We start from the raw sequence: 17115 nt of genomic DNA, 5'->3' as shown, positions 1-17115 counted from the left end.
GGATTCTCCTTTACATTTCTCGGCGTTGCCCACCACCTTAGCGCTAGGACGTGGCGCTACGAGAGGGCCTCCAGGTAGACCTCGAGGTCCTCCTGGGTGTCCGCCTCCTCGAGCAGGGCGCTCGCCGCCTCGCGCAACTCCTCGTCCCCGGAGCCTATGAGGTCGCGCAGGAAGGGGTGCGCGTCCGCCGCCTCCGCGGCGGAGAAGGGCGCGCCCGCCCAGATGGCCGCCACCGTGGCCGCGGCCAGACCATTGAGGCGCTCCTCCTCGGTGGCGTCCGCGTTTGCGCTGGCGAGCGCGCAGGCGTCGCGGATGGCCGCCACAACCTCGGGGCCGTCCAAATCGTTGAGCTCGTCGAGGAAGTCCTCGTTGGTCTCCTCCGCAAAGATGGCGATGTCCCAGGCACCCATGCTGACCCTATCCTTTCCGCCCCGTCCCGGCACCAGCGGCTCCGTGACTGGGCCGCGCCGCCGGCGCCGCGCAAGGGTCCGCGACCGGGGCTCCTATGCTCTTGATTTCACGTCCGCTTCTGATAAGTTCGTTATCAGGTCGTTACATTACGGAGTCGAGGTTATACCGTTGGCGCTCGCGCGTGAAGGGCGCCTCCCCCGGCTCCCGGGATACGGGCCCTCAGTCCACGAACTCGGCGGTGAGAAGAGGCAAGGAACAGGTGAAAGCGGACACACGCAAGGTGATGGTGTTCATCGCCGTGGGCATCCTCGCCGCGGCGACCATCGGCCTGCTCGTGTGGCGCATGTCCGCCCCCGGCGCGCCCGCCCCGGAGCAGCGCGATCACCGCGCCACCGCGCGGACCTCCTCACTGAGCACCACGGCGGCGCCCTCCCCCACGCGCACCAGCGCGGAGCGGGAGACCTCTGCCGTGGACTCGGCCCCCGAGATCCTCGCGCAGCCGCAGCGAGACGAGCAGTACGACTCCCCCACGGTGCTGCGCGCCAAGCCCACCAAGATCTACCGCCCGGACAGCGTCTCCGCCCAGAACCTCGGGAACGCCGACGCCGCCGAGGGGGCCCGCGGCGAGGGCGCGAACGACGCCCCGGTGGCCACCAATCTCGCCCTTCCCTCCGGGGAGGACGCCGGGTGGGGCGACTCCCCCGTGCCCACGCAGCCCCCGGCGCCCACGGGCACCGGGGAGGACGCCAAGGAATCGGAAGGTGTCATTCCCCAGGAATGGCGCGAGGGCCTGACCCCGCTCTCGGAGGCCCTCGAGCAGACCCAGGAGGAGTTCTCCAAGCTCCCGGGGGTCTCCGACCTCCCGCTCCCCACCATGCCGCCGCGCGAGGAGGAGTCCGCAGACCCCTCCGAGGCACACGCCCCGGACGAGGCGAGCGAGCCGCAGGAGCCCCGGGACGCCGAGGCGCGGCCCGCCACCACGGCCCCCGCCGCCCCCGCGCAGAACAGCCCGGCCTCGCAGACCCCCGGGGAGCCCTCGGCGGCCCCCACCGAGCAGGAGAAGCAGCCGGAACCGGAGGCCTCCCAGCGCGCGGCGCTGCCGAGCTCCTCCTCGCCCCGGCGCTAGGCCGGTAGGCATACCCCCTCCGCGCGGGTTAGGCCCGCGCCCAGAACACCTCGGCCTCGGCGTCCTCCGCGCGCACCCGCACCGGCCCCTCGCAGGCGGGCAGCCACAGGGCGTCTCCGGCGCGCGCGCTTAAGGCCGCCCCGGTCCCCTCCCCCAAGGCGGCCGCCGCGATCGCGCCGCCGGTGCACATCAGGATGGAGGGGCCGTCGTGCTCCACCAGGAGATCCCGCCCCGGGTCGAGGCGGTGCCTGCTCAGGCGGAACTCGGAGCTGGGCACCGGGTAGGTGCCCTGGGCGTCGCACTCCACGGTGGGCTCCGCCAGGGAGCTGAACGTCAACAGCCGCACCAGCTCGGGCACGTCCACGTACTTGGAGGTCAGCCCGCCGCGCAGCACGTTGTCGGAGTTGGCCATGATCTCCACGCCCATGCCCCGAACGTAGGCGTGGAGCTGCCCGGCGTCCAGGTAGATGGCCTGGCCCGGCTCCAGGTGGATGTGGTTGAGCAGCAGCGCGCCCAGCACGCCGATGTCCCCGGGGTAGCGCTCCTGGAGGTCCACCACGGTGCGCAGCACCCCGCCGATCCAGTCCTCGCGGCCCAGCAGGGGCCGCGCGCGCTCCACCAGTGCCTCGATGAGGGCCACGCGCGCGGCCTGCGGGATGGTGATCCAGGTGGTAAACAGCACGCGGAGGTTGGCCTCCTCGGCCCCCTCCCTATCGAGCATGGCGAGGTAGCGCTCCGCCTCCGGGCAGTCCAGCGCCGCGAACAGCTCCAGGGTGCGGTTCAGGGGCCGGAACCCGGCCATCGCGCGGAACTCCGTGAGCGCCACGATCAGCTCCGGCTTGTGGTTATCGTCCTTGTAGTTGCGGTTGGGGGCCTCCAGGGGGATGCCCTCGGCGTTTTCCCTGGCGAAGCCCTCCTCCGCCTGGGCCTTGGAGGGGTGCGCCTGCAGCGAGAGCGGCTCGTCCGCCGCCAGGAGCTTCACCAGGAAGGGCAGGCGCTCCCCGAAGTCCGCGCGCACCCGGGAGCCCAGGTGCGCCTCCGGGTCGGCGGCGATCGCGGCGTCGAGGGGCCGGGCGGTGGCGGCCAGGGTCGAGGGAGAGGCCGGGTGCGCGCCGTACCACAGCTCCGCCTGGGGATTCTGCGAGGGCACCTCCTGGCCGCGCAGCCCGGGGATGAGGGTGCGCGATCCCCAGGGGTAAGCGCGGATCGTTCCGTTGAGCTTATCCATGTGGTGTGTTCTCCTCGTCTCCTACGTCGATCCCTCGGTCAGCCCCGCAGCGGCACCGTGGCCGCGAGCGCCCGCACGAGCAGGCACGCCGCCTCCGCCGTGGGGCCGTGCTGCGCGGCGGGAGTGGTTTGCTCCAGGCCGCCGGGTACCGCGCCCCGGGGTGCGCCCCAGACAACGACCTTCAAAGGTAGCACTGCCTCCCGGCCGTCCCGGCCCCCGGGCGCGGCGTCAAGGAAGGGATCGAAGAAAATGTCCTGGTGGGCGGCGGTGGCCACGGCGAGGTCCTCGGGCTCCCCGGCCCCGCTGGGCAGCTCGTAGGCGCTCCACACCTGGGCCGCCGCCTGGGCCACGGCGAGGTTGATCTCCCCGTGGCCGGTGTGCATGACCCGCGCGCCCTGGCACCAGGACCACAGGTTGCGGGCGGGGTTGACCGCCTCGTCGCGCTCGGGGTGCACCCGCTCGATCTCCCGGTCCACCGCGTCCGCGAGGTGGCCCAGGCGGCTGGCCACCAGGCGGGGGTCCTCCTCCATGAGGTCCATCGCGGTGATCGCGGCCATCATCGTGCGGGCCGGGGACAGCGCGGGGGCGGCCTGCGGGGCGTCGAGCAGCACGGCGCGCTCGGGGACGTCCTCCCGCAGGGGACCGGCGGCGGGCCCAGCGTAGATCACCGTGGCGCCCCGGCGGGCCGCCACGGACATGGCCTGGGCGACGGGCTCGTCCTCGGCGCGGCCGCCCGCCACCAGCACCGCGTCCAGGGGGCCGACGTAGCCGGGCAGGGTGCGGGTGACCACCACCGGCAGGCGCAGCGGGGCCTTGAGCGCCACGGCCAGGCGCGCGCTGGCGGCCGCGATGGCGTCGGTGGCCAGCACGATGAGGCTGCGCGGGCGCGCGCCGATCAGCTCGGGGACCTCGGTGAGCCGGGAGAGGGCGCGCACCTGCGCGCCCTCGTAGGCCACCCGGAGGAAACGCATCGACTCGGCGGAGGGCATGCTCATGCCACCGAGGATAGCGAGTTTAGCCGCGAATGATTCCCAGGATCTCCGCCACCAGGGCGTCCACGTCCTCCCGCGTGGGGGCCTCCGCGTTCAGGCGCAGCAGCGGCTCGGTGTTCGAGGCGCGCACGTTGAACCAGGCGGGGCTGCCCGCGAGCTGCACCGTCACGCCGTCGAGGGTGTCCACGGATTCCGCGCGGTCCTCAAAGGCGCGCACCACGGCCTGCGTGGCGGCCTGCTGATCCTCCACGGTGGAGTTGATCTCCCCCGACGCCGCGTAGCGGGCGTAGCGGCCCATCAGCTCGGAGAGCGGCCGCCCCGCCTCCTGGGAGCCCAGGGCCGCCAGGACGTGCATCGCGGCGAGGATGCCGGAGTCCGCGTTGAAGAACTCCGTGAAGTAGTAGTGCGCGGAGTGCTCGCCGCCGAACACCGCCCCGTGCTCGGCCATGCTGGCCTTGATGAAGGAGTGGCCCACCCGGGTGCGCACGGCGGTGCCGCCGTTCTCCTCGATGACCTCGGGCACGGTGTGGGAGGTGATGAGGTTGTGGATGACGGTGGCGCCGGGCTTGGCGCGCAGGTAGCGCTCGGCCACCAAGGCGCAGATGGCGGAGGGGGAGACCGGCTGGCCCTTCTCGTCCACCACGAAGCAGCGGTCGGCGTCGCCGTCGAAGGCCAGGCCGATGTCCGCCCCCTGCTCCACCACGAAGCGCTGGAGGTCCTCCAGGTTCTTCGGCTCCAGGGGATTGGCCTCGTGGTTGGGGAAGGTGCCGTCCAGCTCGAAGTACAGGGGCCGCACGTCCAAGGGCAGGCCCTCGAACACGGCCGGAACGGTCAGCCCGCCCATGCCGTTGGCCGCGTCCACGGCCACCACCAGCGGTCGGATCTCGCTGAGATCCACCAGGGAGCGCAGGTAGGCGCCGTAGTCTCCCAGCACGTCGCGCTCGGTGATGGTGCCGGGGGCGCCGCTATAGTCCGGTACGCCGGAGACCAGGGCGTCGGTGATGTCCCCCAGGCCCGTGTCCTGCCCCACGGGGCGCGCGCCCCGGCGGCACAGCTTGATGCCGTTGTACTCGGCGGGGTTGTGGCTGGCGGTAAACATCGCGCCCGCGCACTCCTGCGCGCCGGAGGCAAAGTACAGCTCGTCGGTGGAGGTCAGGCCCAGCAGCACCACGTCGAGGCCCTGGCTGGTGGCCCCCTCCGCGAAGGCGCGGGACAGCTCCGGGGAGGAGGGGCGCATGTCGTGCCCCACGGCGAGGGTGGTCTCGCCCTCCCCGCGCAGCAGCGCGGCGTAGGCCGCCCCGGCGTCGCGCACAAAGTCCGCGTCGATGTCCCGCCCCACCACGCCCCGGATGTCGTAGGCCTTGATGACGGCGGCGACGGATTCACGGGTGCGCATGGGGGTGTCCTCCTGATTGTGCGTATTCATACGATGATTCAGCTTAGTCCCTCCCGCGCCGCCCCGCCCCCGGAAGCGGGTCCCCTCCCCTTGGCCCCGGCTCTTCCCCCGTATCAGCGCTCGTCGCCGTCGCGCACCACGCGCAGGTGGGCGCGGCGGCGCTGCTTTTCCTCCTCCAGCCGCTTGGAGCGGTGAACCGGGTGCAGCGAGGTCTGCGGGCTCAGTGCCTCCTCGGCGGCCTCCTCCCCCCGGGGGTCGTGGCCCGCCACCAGGCCGGTGGAAAACCTCCCGGCCTCCCGCACGGCCTCCGCCAGGGCGGTCAGCTCCTCGTCGTCGTCCGCCTCGATGCCCTCCACCCGCAGCATCTCCCACCCCAGCGGCGCGGTGATGCGCTCGGAGTGGTGCGCGCAGAGATCCCAGCTATGCGGCTCCGAGGAGGGCGCAAGGGGGCCCACCACCGCCGTGGATTCCGCGTAGGCGTACGTCAACGTGGCCACCGCAGGCTTGCCGCAGCCGGGACGGGAACAGCGACGAAATTGATTCACGCCCATAGAGTCTAGACCTCCACTTGAGATTTGAATACCCGGACGGCGCGCCCCACCCACGCCCACCCCCCGCCGACGTAGGCTTGACCACCATGTACACCAGGGCCTTCCGGGATCGCCGCCAGCGCGGGCTGCGCGGCCCCCTCCTGCCCCCCACGCTACCGCGCTACCGCAGCAGGGGGCAGCTTTTCGACGCCGCCGTGCTGGAGGCCTACAGCCCCCTGGCCGCCCAGTTCCCCGAGCAGCTCGCCAACCTGGACGTGGCGGTGGACACCGTGCCCCGCATGCAACTGCGCCCCGACCTCACCGTCCTGCCCCCGGAGATCGTGGCCGACGGCCCCGTCCCCCTGGGCCGGATCATCCCCGCCGGGGTGGACGCCGCGGGCAACCCCACCCGCTCGCGGATCGTGATCTTCCGCATGCCCATCGAGCACCGGGTGGAGCGCCCGGAGGAACTCCACGAGCTGCTCGCCACCATCCTCACCGCCCTGGTGGCCGGGTACCTCAACGTGGACCCCCGGGACATCGACCCGGGCTTTCAGTGGTAGCCATCTGTTGCGCGGCCCCGCCGGGGGCCTTATTCTGCGGGCGACCCCGCCCCGCCACGCGCCAGGAGGCATCGTGCAGTCACCATTCGTATCCGTCGTACTGATCGGCCTCGCGCTGATCGCGGTTCCCGCCGCCGTCTGCGCCGGGATCATCGCGCTGATCGAGCGCACAACCCCACGCCGCACCTCCCCCGAGGGCACCGCCGGGACCTGGAAACTGGGTGGGATCGCGGCGGCGCTTGGCCTCATCCTGAGCACCGCGATCCTCGAGGGCCTCTTTCGCGTGATACACAGCGAGGCCGTGGTGGCCTTCGCCGTTCCCATATCCCTCGTGATCGTGCTGCTGGTCGGCGCCCGCCGAGCCCGCCACGAGATCGCGGGGCCGCTGGCCCTCGCCCTGGGCGGCACGGTCGGCTGCGCCCTGTACTACGCCGTGGAAACCCTCGTCACAGGCGTGGGCGATGGAACCGGCCTCTGGGCCGTGGGCATCCTCTACGCCTGGGCCTGCTGCGGCGTCCCCCTCGCGGTGGCCGCCGTGCTCCGCATCGCGCTGCGCTCGGGTCGCACGCCCCGGCGCGCCTGAGCACGCGCACGAACCCCCGTATCCCCTTGCCGGGGATACGGGGGTTCGTGGCTTCTCTTAGGAAATCTCCCGCCGCAGGCGACGCCGCTCGCGGTCGGAGAGCCCGCCCCAGATACCAAAGCGCTCGTCGTGCTCCAGGGCGTACTCCAGGCACTCGTCGCGCACGCCGCAGGCCTGGCAAATGCGCTTGGCCTCGCGCGTGGAACCGCCCTTTTCCGGGAAGAATGCCTCGGGATCGGTCTGCGCACACAGCGCCTGATCCTGCCATTCCTGCTCTACCGCCCCGAAGAGGTCATCCAGGGTGAGCTTGGCTGTGGTTCCGCCACGGAGTGTGGCGTCATCGGCCATATCTTCCACGCCACGGTCCCTTCTGCGTACCCAACAGTTGCTTACACCGTTGTGATTCAACACCACGTCACTACATATCGTCAACCTATGCGGCGGCCCCGCGGAGCCCTTCCGGGATAAGGGCACGTCAGCAGCACCATAAACCACATTAGTCACAGCTTTTACCGGGCGGGGGTAAAAGATGGGGGCACTACATATAGTGGTGGCGATTTTTCTGTGTACAACCCACAGAAAAGCCCTCCGGGCGGCCCTTGCCCCGCCGCCCGGGCGGCGCTAGGCGTCGGTGGAAAAGCGGATTCCCCCGTCCGGGATGACCACCCCGGGCCACACCCGCATGCCGTCGAGAAGCTCGCAGCGCGCCCCCACCTGAGCGCCCTCGCCGATCACGCAGCCCTTGATCCGGGCGTTGGCCCCCACGCGGGCGCCGGAGGCGATGATCGAGTCCTCGACCACCGCGCCCGGCTCCACCGTCACTCCGTCAAAGACCACCGTGTCGTCGATCCGGCAGCCCGCGCCGATCTCGCTGCCGCGCCCCACCACGGTGCCGCCCACCAGGATCACGCCGTCGCGCACCCCGGCGGAATCGTCCACCAGGCTCTCCCCGGTGCGCCCCGCCAGCAGCGGCGAGGGGGCGATCCCGCGCACCAGGTCCGAGGAGCCGCGCACGAAGTCATCCGGGCGGCCCATGTCCCGCCAATAGGCGGCGTCCACGTGCCCGAACACCCGCCGGCCCTCCGCGAGCAGGCCGGGGAAGGTCTCGCGCTCCACGGAGACCACCCGCCCCGCCGGGATCTGCTCGATCAGCTCCCGGCGGAACACGTAGCAGCCCGCGTTGATCTGGTTGGTGGGCGGGTCCTCCGCCTTTTCCAGGAACGCCTGCACGCGCCCCTCCGCGTCCGTGGGCACGCAGCCAAACGCGCTGGGGTCGGCCACCCGCACCAGGTGCAGGGTCAAATCCGCCTGCTTCTCCTCGTGCGTGCGCAGCAGGGCGTGCAGGTCCATGCCGCTGAGCACGTCGCCGTTGAACACCATCGCCGTGTCATGCCGCAGCCGGTCGTACACGTTGCGGATGCCGCCGCCGGTGCCCAGCGCCTGCTCCTCCACCACGTACTCGATGTCCAGGCCAAAGTCCGAACCGTCGCCAAAGTACTGCTCAAAGACCTCCGCGCGGTACGAGGTGCCCAGCACCACGTGCTCGATCCCGGCGGCGCGGATGCGCGCCAGCAGGTGCTCCAGGAAGGGGTACCCCGCCGTGGGCAGCATGGGCTTGGGCGTGCTCGTGGTCAGCGGGCGCAGGCGGGTGCCCTTGCCGCCCACGAGGATCACGGCGTCGGTCTGCTGAGGATTCGGCATAGCGCTACTTGACGGTCCTTGCTATCGATAACTACGTGTAAATTACGTGTGGCCACCCCACGCGAGCGGGATATATGCGAGGATCATTCTCCCACCCCGTCCCCCTCCCACGTGGTGAGACACGCCCAAGGCGCCCACAACGCGCCGCCGCGCGGTACGCCCTCGTGAGGCGGGCGAGGCCTCAGCCCCGCAGCCGGAGCAGCCCCGCCCTCACCCGCAGGCCCAGCCACAGCGCCGCGCGCACCGGGGCCCGCCACCACCCCGGCAACCGGTCCGCGAGGAAGCGATAGGCGCTCGCGTGATGCGCGGGCACCGTCACCGCCGAGTAGCGGCGCGCCACGTGCCCCTGATCGTGCTCGATCACGGCGCTAGGGCACAGCACGTTGTCCCGACCCGCCCGCGCCAGGCGATCGCCCAGGTCCACGTCCTCCATGTACATGAAGTAGCGCTCGTCGAAGCCCCCGATCGCCTCGAAGTCCGCCCAGCGCAGCAGCACGCACGAGCCGGACAGCCAGCCGGCCCGCCGCTCCGCGCCCATCTCCTCCCCCGCCTTGTACCGCCGCGTCCAGGGGTTCCCCGGCCACACGCCCCCCAGCAGGGCGTGCCCCACGCCGGTGCGCAGGGAGGGGATCGCGCGCGCCGAGGGGTAGGCGCTGCCGTCGGACTGGCGGATCAGCGGGCCCACGGCCCCCGCGCCCGGGCGGCGCCGCGCGCAGTCCAGCAGGGCGTCGATGGCCCCCGGGGTGAACTCCACGTCCGGGTTGACCACCAGGAAAAACTCCGGGTCGATCTCCCCGCGATCCCGACGGGCCGCCAGGTGGCGCACGGCGGCGTTGATCGCGCGCCCGTAGCCCAGGTTGCCGCCGGTATCCAGCAGCTCCACGCCCGGCGCGCGGCAGGCCTGCGGGGCGCCGTCCGTGGAGCCGTTGTCCGCCAGCACCACGTGCGTGGGGCGCCGCGTGGCCTCCCCCAGCGAGTCCAGCAGCGCCCGCAGGTGCCGCCCGGGGGAAAAGGTCACGGTAATCACCGCGAGGGGGGCCGGGGACTCCTGGGGGGACGCGGTGGGCACGGTAGGCGCAGCGGGCTTCATGGTGCTCACAGTGTAGCCGCCACCGCGCGGCGCACCCCGCTGCGCCACTCGGGCAGGGGGCGGTCCGACTCCAGCACCGACCACGCCGGGCGGCGCGCCGCGGTGAGATACTCCGCCGAGGTCACCGGGCGGACCCGGGCGGGGTCGCACCCGGCCTCCTCGAAGGCGGCGCGCGCCAGCTCGCACCAGGTGGCCGCCCCCGCCCCCGCCAGGTGGATCGCGCCGCCGCGCGGCTGCCGCCCCGCCGCGTTCCACAGCTCCCGGGCGAGGTCGATGGCAAAGGTGGGGCTGCCGGTTTGATCGTCCACCACGCGCGGATCGACCCCCTCGCGCGCCAGCCGCAGCATGGTGCTCACGAAGTCCCGGTGCCCCGGCAGCACCTCCCCGCTGAACAGCCAGGCCGTGCGCACCACCGTGTAGGCCGCGCCCCAGCGCTCCTGCTCGCGCGCCACCCGGGCGATCGCGCGCTCGCCCTCAACCTTGGTGCGGCCGTACACCGTCTCCGGGCGCACCGGATCCCCGGACCGCAGGGGCCGCCGGGCCCGCGCGGCCTCGGCGCCGCCGAACACGTAGTCGGTGGACAGGTGGATCAGGTGCGCGCCCTCGCGGGCGCAGCGCAGCGCGAGGTCCCCCGGCGCGCGCGCGTTGAGCGCCTCGGCCTCCGCCACGCGCTCCTCGGCGGCGTCCACGGCGGTCATCGCGGCGGCGTTGATCACCACCTCGGCCCCGCGCAGCAGCGGGGTGCGCGCCACGGCGTCGGCGTCCGCGACGTCGAGCAGCCCGCGATCGCACCAGGTGACGCGCGCCCCCTCGGGCGCGGTCAGGCGCAGGCACCGCCCCAGCTGGCCCGAGGCGCCTGTGACAACCACCTTCACGGCGATACACTCCTTGGGGTAGGTTTTCCCTCATCTGAAACGTAGTTGCCCCGGATTTTATACCGATTGCGTACCGGCCCCACCCAGTACCTTGGAGCATGAGACACAGTGAATAAGCACTCCTGGCCCCCGCCCGCCTCGGCCCCGCGCCCCTCGCGCCACATCCAGGCGCCCCCGCGGGCGGCCGCCTCCCTCGCGCAGGCCGGGCCGCGCCCGCTGCGGACCGTCCTGGCGGTGCTCTCCGCCCTGGTGCTGCTGCTCTCCGCCCTGGGGTACTTCTCCGTGGGCCGCCTGGGCTCCCAGCTCGCCTCCGCGGGCAACCTCCAGCTCGGCGGCAACGCCTCCAAGGGCTCCGCCCCGGACGGCGCCACCGACATCCTCCTGGTGGGCTCGGACTCGCGCACCGACGCCCAGGGCAAGCCGCTGAGCCGGGCGGAGCTGGACGCCCTGCGCGCGGGCGTGGGCGACGGCGAATACAACACGGACACGATCATGCTCATCCGGGTGCCCAACGACGGCACCTCCGCCACCGCCGTGTCCATCCCGCGCGATACCTACATCCGCGACGAGACCTACGGCAACCTCAAGATCAACGGCGTGTTCAGCAGCTACAAGAACAGCAAGGAGGACGAGCTTCAGGCCCGGGGCGTGACGGACGAGAAGCGCATCGACAAGCAGTCCACCGAGGCCGGGCGCGCGGGGCTGATCTCCGCCGTCACGGACCTCACCGGCATCGAGGTGGACCACTACGCCGAGGTGGGCCTGCTGGGCTTCGTGCTGCTTACCGACGCCGTGGGGGGCGTGGACGTGTGCCTCAACGAGGCCGTGGACGACGAGTTCTCCGGCGCCAACTTCCACGCCGGGCAGCAGACCCTCGACGGCCACCAGGCCCTGGCCTTCGTCCGCCAGCGCCACGGGCTGCCCCGGGGCGACCTCGACCGCGTGGTGCGCCAGCAGGCCTTCATGGCCTCCATGGTCAACAAGGTGCTCTCCGCCGGGACGCTCACCAACCCCTCGCGCCTGGGCGACATGAGCCAGGCGGTGGAGCGCTCCGTGGTGCTCGACGAGAACATGGACATCATGAGCTTTGCCACCCAGCTCTCCAACCTGGCCGGGGGCAACGTGGTGTTCAACACCATCCCCGTGACCTCCATCGACGGCACCGGCGACTACGGCGAGTCCATCGTCACCGTGGACCCCCCGGAGGTGCACGCCTTCATGAAGAACCTGCTCGGGGACAAGGAGGGCAAGAAAGACCACGAGGAGGCCCCTCAGCCCCCCGCCGAGACCAGCGACGCTGACGCTGCGCCGGAGCACGACGCCACCGTGAGCGTGCTCAACGCCGGGTCCATCTCCGGGCTGGCCGGGTCCGTGTCCGCGCTGCTCACGCAGGCCGGCTACACCGTGGCCGAGACCACCAACGCCATGCCCGGCGTGTACTCCACCAGCCAGGTGGTGGCCCCCGCCGCCGAGGACCCGGCGGCCGAGGAGCTCTCCCGACGCCTCGGGAACCTACCGATTACCGTCAACGAGTCCCTGGAGCCGGGCACGCTCATCGTGGTCACCGCCGAGGACTACTCCGGGCCCCGCGACGACGCCGCCCTGTCCAGCGAGGACGCCACCACCCCCGCCACGGCGGCCTCGGCGGCGGCCGCTGAGGAATCGGAGCCCCAGGAGGAGCCGGTGGGCCAGCCGGGGGCCGACTTCGGCGCCGCCGAGGTGGCGCCCAAGATCGACGCGGGCGGCCACGGCCCCCGCTGCGTCAACTAGCCGCGTCGCCTCGGCGGGGCCGCCGGTTTTTGGCCTACCATCGGCGGGTATGGAACTCCTCGCGCACCTCCTCACGGAGGACCCGGCCCGCCCCCGCCTGACCGTGTACGACGAGCAGACCCGGTCGCGCCTCGACTTCTCCGCCCAGACCCTGGATAACTGGGCGGCCAAGGTGGCCAACATGCTCTACGAGGAGCTGGACCTCGCCCCCGGCGGGCGCGTGAGCATCTGCCTGCCCTGCGGGTGGCAGTCCTGCGTCGTCGCCCTGGGCGCCCTGGCCGCCGGGATCGACTACTCCTTTGCCCACGACCCGGACGCCGAGGCGGAGTTCTGCTCCGCCGACCGCGCGCCCGAGCACGGCGGCGACCTCGTGGTGGTCACCGACGACCCCTTCGGCCGGGGCGTGGTGGAAACCGGCGGGGTGCTGCCCCCGGGCACCGTGGACTTCGGCCCCACCGTGCGCCTCTACGGCGACCAGTTCCCCTCCCCCACCCCGGCGCTACGGGACCTCGCGGCGGCCAGCGGCCTGCCCGCTGGGGTCCGGGCGCTGTCCACCGGGTGGACGGACCTCGCCGGGTTCCGCCGCGCCGTGCTCGAGCCCCTCGCCGTGGGCGGCTCCGCCGTGGTGGTGGCCGGGATGTCCGCCCCGGAGCGCCTCGCGGAGATCGCGGAGGCGGAAAAAGTCTCCCTGCGGCTGGCCTAGCGGCGCGGGGCGTCTCGGGGCGCGGGGTCTCAGAGCGCGGGCACCGGGGCGTCGGCACGCGGCCCTAGCGACCCCACCGCCCCACGGCCCGGCGCCAGGCGATGCGCGCCGAGGAGTGCCCCACCGCCAGCAGCTCGCGGGCGTACATGAGCGGGCGGCGCCGCGAGGGGGTGGGCGCCGCCACCACCGTCATGGGCAGCCCCAGGTGCCACACCCACAGGCGCGTGCGCCAGGCGTGGAAGCCGTTGGTCACCACCACCCAGCGCCCGGCACCGGGCAGCAGGGCGTGGGCGTTTTCCAGGTTCTCGTTGGTGGACTCCGCGCGGTCCTCCACCAGGATGGACGCCTCCGGCACCCCGCGCCGGATCAGCCACCGCGCCATCTCGGGGGCCTCCCCCTTCCCGCTGACCACCACCGTGGCGCCCTCCCCCTGCTCCCGCAGGCAGGCCAGCGCCGTGTCCAGGCGGGCGGTCAGCATGGGGCCCACGGTTCCCTCGCGCAGCCGCGCCCCCAGGACCAAGACCGGCACGGGTGCTACTGCCCCAGGAGGCGGCGCTTGAGAGCGGCGTCCTTGCGCTCCACCTCGGCGGCCATCTTCTCCTGATACGCCACCATCTTCTCGCGCAGGGCCTCGTCCCCGGCGGAGAGGACGCGCACCGCCAGCAGCCCGGCGTTCTTGGCCCCGCCGATGGAGACGGTGGCCACGGGCACGCCCGCGGGCATCTGCACGATGGAGAGCAGGGAGTCCATGCCGTCGAGGTCCTTGAGGGCGCGCGGGATGCCGATCACCGGCAGCGGCGTGGCCGCCGCCACCATGCCGGGGAGGTGGGCCGCGCCCCCGGCGCAGGCGATGATCGCCTTGATCCCCTGCGTGTGGGCGTTCTTCGCGTAAGCCAGCATGCGCTCCGGGGTGCGGTGGGCGGAGAGCACCCCCACCTCGAAGGGCACCCCGAACTCCGCGAGCACCTCGGCGGCGGGGGCCACGGTGTCCCAGTCGGAATCGGAGCCCATGATGAGGCCAACAACGGGATTCATGCGGAGGTCCTTTCTCGTCTGCGCCGGTTTAGTCGGCGCTCTCGGTGGTCTCGGTGGTCTCGGTATTCCCGGTGGTGCCTGCCGGGGCCGCGCTGCCTGCGGGCGCGGCCCAGCCGTCGGCCCAACGGCCGTGCACCAGGTAGTGCGCGGCGAGGTCCGCCTCGCGGACGGTGGCGGCCACGTCCTCGCCGCACAGGTTGACGTGCCCGAGCTTGCGGCCGGGCCGGTAGTCCTTGCCGTACAGGTGAATCTTGGCGGACGGGAAGCGCCGCCACACCTGGGCCATGCGGTCAGGCAGCGGCTCCGCGGGGTCCTCCGGGCCGCCGAGGGTGTTGACCATCACGGTCACCGGCGCGGTGGGGGTGGTGGCACCCAGCGGCAGGTCCAGCACCGCGCGCAGGTGCTGCTCGAACTGGCTGGTGGCGGAGCCGTCCTGGGACCAGTGCCCGGTGTTGTGCGGGCGCATGGCCAGCTCGTTGACCCAGTAGGTGCCGCCCCGGTCGAACAGCTCCACCGCCAGCACCCCGGTGACGTCCAGGCGGCGGGCGATGTCCCCCGCCAGCTCCCGCAGGGCGCGGTCCTGCTCGGCGCTCATGCGGGGCGCGGGCGCGATGGCGCGGTGGCAGATGCCGTCGGTCTGCTCCGATTCCACCACGGGCCAGGCCGCCACCTCGCCGGAGGGGGTGCGGGCCACCATCGCGGAGAGTTCGCGGTCAAAGAGCACCTTCTCCTCCGCGAGCAGGTCCACGCCCCGGCCCAGCAGCTCCTCCACCAGGGAGGCAAGCCCCTCGCGGTCCTCGGGGAACCACACGCCGTGGCCGTCGTAGCCGCCGCGGCAGGCCTTGAGGCACACCCGCCCCTGAACCTCCTCGTAAAAGGCCAGGGCGTCCTCCGGGGAGGCCACCGCGCGGAACCTCGGCACTGGGAAGCCCAGCTCCTTCAGGCGGGTGCGCTGCTCCAGCTTGTCCTGTGCAAAGAGCAGGGCGTGCGGCCCGGGGTGCACGCTCGCTCCCTCCTCGATGAGGGCGCGCAGGTGCTCGCCGGGCACGTGCTCGTGGTCGAAGGTCACGGCGTCGGCCCCCCGGGCGGCGGCCCGGAGGTCCTCAAGGTCGCGGTAGTCCCCGAGGAGGACGTCGGCGGCCACCTGGGCGGCCGAGGCCTCGCGCCCCCCGGCGAGCAGGCGCACGGACTGCCCCAGCTCGATGGCGGCGGTCTGCATCATGCGGGCCAGTTGGCCGTCACCGATCACCGCCACGGTGGGCTGGCCGGGGGCGTGTGCTGCGGGGTTTCCTGATGCGTCATTCACGCCGCTTACTATAGTCGCCGCCCGGCGGGCGCCGTGTTCGATCGCCCGCCCCGGAGCGGTCCCGGGGGCTTGCTAGCCTGGCGGCGTGAACTTCTTACGCCTCGTCGGCTCGCGGGCCCGGCCCTACGCCGGAGCACTCCTCGCCATCCTCGTCCTCCAAACGGTCTCCACCCTGGCCACCCTGTACCTGCCCTCCCTCAACGCCCGGATCATCGACGAGGGCGTTGCGCGCGGGGACGTGGACCTCATCTGGCGGGTGGGCGGCATCATGCTGGGCGTGGCCCTCGTGCAGGTCCTCTCCGCCTGCGTGGCCGTGTGGTTCGGCGCGCGCACCTCCATGGCCACCGGCAGGGACATCCGCGAGGACGTCTTTTCCCGCGTGGCGCGCTTCTCCGCCGAGGACGCCGCGAGGTTCGGCTCCGCCACGCTCATCACGCGCGGCACCAACGACGTCCAGCAGGTGCAGATGACGTACATGATGATGCTCAACTTCATGGCCCCGGCCCCCATCATGATGATCGGCGGCATCGTCATGGCGGTGCGCGAGGACCCCGGCCTGTCCTGGCTGGTGGTGGCCAGCGTGATCGTGCTGTTCGCCGCCGTGGGGCTGCTCATCGCGCGCCTGATCCCCCTGTTCACCGGGCAGCAGCAGAAGATCGACGCCATCAACGGCGTGCTGCGCGAGCAGATCACCGGCATCCGGGTGGTGCGCGCCTTTGGCCGCGAGGAGCACGAGGAGGCTCGCTTCGATCGGGCCAACGCCGAGCTCACCGACCTCTCAGTGCGCATCGGCAACCTGTTCGTGCTGCTCTTTCCCATCATCATGCTCATCCTCAACCTCTCCACCGGGGCCGTGATGTGGTTCGGCGGGCAGCGCGTGGACTCCGGGGCGGTGGAGGTGGGTTCCCTCACGGCGTTCCTGCAGTACCTCATGCAGATCCTCACCGCCGTGATGATGGGCGCCTTCATGGCCATGATGCTGCCGCGCGCGCTCGTGTGCGCGGGCCGCATCACCGAGGTGCTGCGGCACGATCCCTCCATCGCGGAGCCCGCCGCGCCCCGCACCCCCGAGAGGGCCGAGGGCGTGGTGGAGTTTGACCGCGTCACCTTCTCCTACCCCGGCGCCGAGGCCCCCGTGCTGCGCGACGTTTCCTTCACCGCCCGCCCCGGCCAGGTCACCGCCGTGATCGGGGCCACCGGCTCCGGCAAGACCACGCTGCTGGGGCTGATCCCGCGCCTCTACACCGCCACCGAGGGCCGGGTGCTGCTCGACGGCGTGGACGTGCGCGAGATGGCGGGCCCGGAGATCGTGCGGCGCACCAGCATGGTACCCCAGAAGCCCTACCTGTTCTCCGGGACCGTGCGCTCCAACCTGGCGATGGGCAACCCCGAGGCCACCGAGGAACAGATGTGGGCGGCGCTGTCCACCGCGCAGGCGGACTTCGTGCGCGACCTGGACATGCCCATCTCCCAGGGCGGCACCAACGTCTCCGGGGGTCAGCGCCAGCGCCTCTCCATCGCCCGCATGCTCGTGGCCGAGCCCAGGGTGTGCCTCTTTGACGACTCCTTCTCCGCCCTGGACATGTCCACCGACGCCCGGCTGCGCGCGGCCCTGGAGCCACTGGCCCGGCGCGCGACGATGATCGTGGTGGCCCAGCGCGTCAGCTCGATCGCCACGGCCGATCAGATCCTGGTGCTGGAGGCCGGGGAGATCGTGGCGCGGGGCACCCACGCCGAGCTGCTGGAAGGCTCGGAGACCTACCGAGACATCGTCCGTTCCCAGGCCACCGAGGAGGTGCGTTGATC

Annotated in this window: 18 protein-coding genes; 6 read left to right on the top strand and 12 right to left on the bottom strand. The window is 72.3% G+C overall.

The window, feature by feature from the left end:
• Window positions 1–56 precede the first annotated feature (56 nt).
• A complete protein-coding gene (locus B140_RS0106220) occupies window positions 57–410 on the bottom strand; it encodes a DUF4259 domain-containing protein (protein WP_018118494.1) in 354 nt (117 codons plus the stop codon).
• Window positions 411–670: 260 nt separating this feature from the next.
• Here B140_RS0106220 and B140_RS12125 point away from each other — a divergent pair, with 260 nt between their 5' ends.
• The gene (locus B140_RS12125) at window positions 671–1537 is read left to right on the top strand and encodes a hypothetical protein (protein WP_156801676.1); all 867 of its coding nucleotides are present in this window, start codon (window positions 671–673) and stop codon (window positions 1535–1537) included.
• Between the two features lie 28 nt (window positions 1538–1565).
• On the opposite strand, the gene manA is transcribed toward B140_RS12125, so the two are convergent.
• The 4 genes from manA to B140_RS0106195 all read right to left on the bottom strand — a co-directional run bounded on the left by manA (window position 1566) and on the right by B140_RS0106195 (window position 5704).
• Window positions 1566–2765, bottom strand: a complete 1200-nt coding sequence (manA, locus tag B140_RS0106210) for a mannose-6-phosphate isomerase, class I (protein ID WP_018118492.1) — start codon at window positions 2763–2765, stop codon at window positions 1566–1568.
• 38 nt (window positions 2766–2803) lie between these two features.
• A complete protein-coding gene (locus B140_RS12120; protein WP_018118491.1) occupies window positions 2804–3760 on the bottom strand; it encodes a hypothetical protein in 957 nt (318 codons plus the stop codon).
• Between the two features lie 19 nt (window positions 3761–3779).
• A complete protein-coding gene (locus B140_RS0106200) occupies window positions 3780–5153 on the bottom strand; it encodes a phosphomannomutase/phosphoglucomutase (RefSeq protein WP_026166064.1) in 1374 nt (457 codons plus the stop codon).
• Between the two features lie 113 nt (window positions 5154–5266).
• Window positions 5267–5704, bottom strand: coding sequence for a DUF3499 domain-containing protein (locus B140_RS0106195; protein WP_083912254.1), 438 nt, complete (start codon window positions 5702–5704; stop codon window positions 5267–5269).
• An 86-nt stretch (window positions 5705–5790) separates the two neighbouring features.
• Between B140_RS0106195 and B140_RS0106190 the strand changes: the two genes are divergently transcribed.
• Window positions 5791–6246, top strand: a complete 456-nt coding sequence (locus B140_RS0106190) for a metallopeptidase family protein (RefSeq protein WP_018118488.1) — start codon at window positions 5791–5793, stop codon at window positions 6244–6246.
• Between the two features lie 73 nt (window positions 6247–6319).
• Window positions 6320–6829 (top strand): hypothetical protein, encoded by a 510-nt coding sequence (locus tag B140_RS0106185; RefSeq protein ID WP_018118487.1) that lies wholly within the window; start codon window positions 6320–6322, stop codon window positions 6827–6829.
• 57 nt (window positions 6830–6886) lie between these two features.
• Here the strand turns inward: B140_RS0106185 and B140_RS0106180 are convergent, their stop codons facing one another.
• The 4 genes from B140_RS0106180 to rfbD all read right to left on the bottom strand — a co-directional run bounded on the left by B140_RS0106180 (window position 6887) and on the right by rfbD (window position 10495).
• Window positions 6887–7177: a WhiB family transcriptional regulator gene (locus tag B140_RS0106180; protein WP_018118486.1), complete on the bottom strand. Its 291-nt coding sequence runs from the start codon at window positions 7175–7177 to the stop codon at window positions 6887–6889.
• A gap of 273 nt (window positions 7178–7450) precedes the next feature.
• Window positions 7451–8530, bottom strand: coding sequence for a mannose-1-phosphate guanylyltransferase (manB, locus tag B140_RS0106175; protein WP_018118485.1), 1080 nt, complete (start codon window positions 8528–8530; stop codon window positions 7451–7453).
• Window positions 8531–8711: 181 nt separating this feature from the next.
• Window positions 8712–9620, bottom strand: a complete 909-nt coding sequence (locus B140_RS0106170; protein ID WP_051069264.1) for a glycosyltransferase family 2 protein — start codon at window positions 9618–9620, stop codon at window positions 8712–8714.
• A 5-nt stretch (window positions 9621–9625) separates the two neighbouring features.
• Entirely contained in the window at window positions 9626–10495 is an 870-nt protein-coding gene (gene rfbD / locus B140_RS0106165; protein WP_018118483.1) for a dTDP-4-dehydrorhamnose reductase, read from the bottom strand.
• A 108-nt stretch (window positions 10496–10603) separates the two neighbouring features.
• Between rfbD and B140_RS0106160 the strand changes: the two genes are divergently transcribed.
• Complete coding sequence (locus tag B140_RS0106160) at window positions 10604–12265, top strand: LCP family protein (protein ID WP_018118482.1); 1662 nt, start codon at window positions 10604–10606, stop codon at window positions 12263–12265.
• Window positions 12266–12314: 49 nt separating this feature from the next.
• Window positions 12315–12968 (top strand): TIGR03089 family protein, encoded by a 654-nt coding sequence (locus tag B140_RS0106155; protein WP_018118481.1) that lies wholly within the window; start codon window positions 12315–12317, stop codon window positions 12966–12968.
• A gap of 64 nt (window positions 12969–13032) precedes the next feature.
• Here the strand turns inward: B140_RS0106155 and B140_RS0106150 are convergent, their stop codons facing one another.
• Genes B140_RS0106150 through B140_RS12115 form a run of 3 tightly spaced genes read right to left on the bottom strand, consistent with a single transcriptional unit; the run spans window position 13033 to window position 15309 of the window.
• A complete protein-coding gene (locus B140_RS0106150) occupies window positions 13033–13497 on the bottom strand; it encodes a YdcF family protein (RefSeq protein ID WP_026166060.1) in 465 nt (154 codons plus the stop codon).
• Between the two features lie 5 nt (window positions 13498–13502).
• Window positions 13503–14003, bottom strand: coding sequence for a 5-(carboxyamino)imidazole ribonucleotide mutase (gene purE / locus B140_RS0106145; RefSeq protein WP_018118479.1), 501 nt, complete (start codon window positions 14001–14003; stop codon window positions 13503–13505).
• Between the two features lie 28 nt (window positions 14004–14031).
• Window positions 14032–15309 (bottom strand): 5-(carboxyamino)imidazole ribonucleotide synthase, encoded by a 1278-nt coding sequence (locus B140_RS12115; RefSeq protein ID WP_083912253.1) that lies wholly within the window; start codon window positions 15307–15309, stop codon window positions 14032–14034.
• A gap of 85 nt (window positions 15310–15394) precedes the next feature.
• Between B140_RS12115 and B140_RS0106135 the strand changes: the two genes are divergently transcribed.
• On the top strand, window positions 15395–17113 hold the full coding sequence (locus B140_RS0106135) for an ABC transporter ATP-binding protein (RefSeq protein ID WP_018118477.1): 1719 nt from the start codon (window positions 15395–15397) through the stop codon (window positions 17111–17113).
• The last annotated feature ends 2 nt before the right edge of the window (window positions 17114–17115 follow it).

This window comes from Corynebacterium mastitidis DSM 44356 (assembly GCF_000375365.1).
Lineage (GTDB): Bacteria > Actinomycetota > Actinomycetes > Mycobacteriales > Mycobacteriaceae > Corynebacterium > Corynebacterium mastitidis.
The sequence above is the reverse complement of the archived record's forward strand: the minus strand, read 5'-3'. Positions and strand labels throughout refer to the sequence as shown.

Bases quoted from the DNA above. Each gene is read 5' to 3' on its own strand.
- manA (WP_018118492.1), bottom strand. From the start codon at position 2,765: ATGGATAAGCTCAACGGAACGATCCGCGCTTACCCCTGGGGATCGCGC.
- B140_RS0106220 (WP_018118494.1), bottom strand. From the start codon at position 410: ATGGGTGCCTGGGACATCGCCATCTTTGCGGAGGAGACCAACGAGGAC.
- B140_RS0106190 (WP_018118488.1), top strand. From the start codon at position 5,791: ATGTACACCAGGGCCTTCCGGGATCGCCGCCAGCGCGGGCTGCGCGGC.
- B140_RS0106195 (WP_083912254.1), bottom strand. From the start codon at position 5,704: ATGGGCGTGAATCAATTTCGTCGCTGTTCCCGTCCCGGCTGCGGCAAG.
- B140_RS0106155 (WP_018118481.1), top strand. From the start codon at position 12,315: ATGGAACTCCTCGCGCACCTCCTCACGGAGGACCCGGCCCGCCCCCGC.
- B140_RS12120 (WP_018118491.1), bottom strand. From the start codon at position 3,760: ATGAGCATGCCCTCCGCCGAGTCGATGCGTTTCCTCCGGGTGGCCTAC.
- manB (WP_018118485.1), bottom strand. From the start codon at position 8,530: ATGCCGAATCCTCAGCAGACCGACGCCGTGATCCTCGTGGGCGGCAAG.
- B140_RS0106180 (WP_018118486.1), bottom strand. From the start codon at position 7,177: ATGGCCGATGACGCCACACTCCGTGGCGGAACCACAGCCAAGCTCACC.
- B140_RS0106170 (WP_051069264.1), bottom strand. From the start codon at position 9,620: ATGAAGCCCGCTGCGCCTACCGTGCCCACCGCGTCCCCCCAGGAGTCC.
- B140_RS0106200 (WP_026166064.1), bottom strand. From the start codon at position 5,153: ATGCGCACCCGTGAATCCGTCGCCGCCGTCATCAAGGCCTACGACATC.
- purE (WP_018118479.1), bottom strand. From the start codon at position 14,003: ATGAATCCCGTTGTTGGCCTCATCATGGGCTCCGATTCCGACTGGGAC.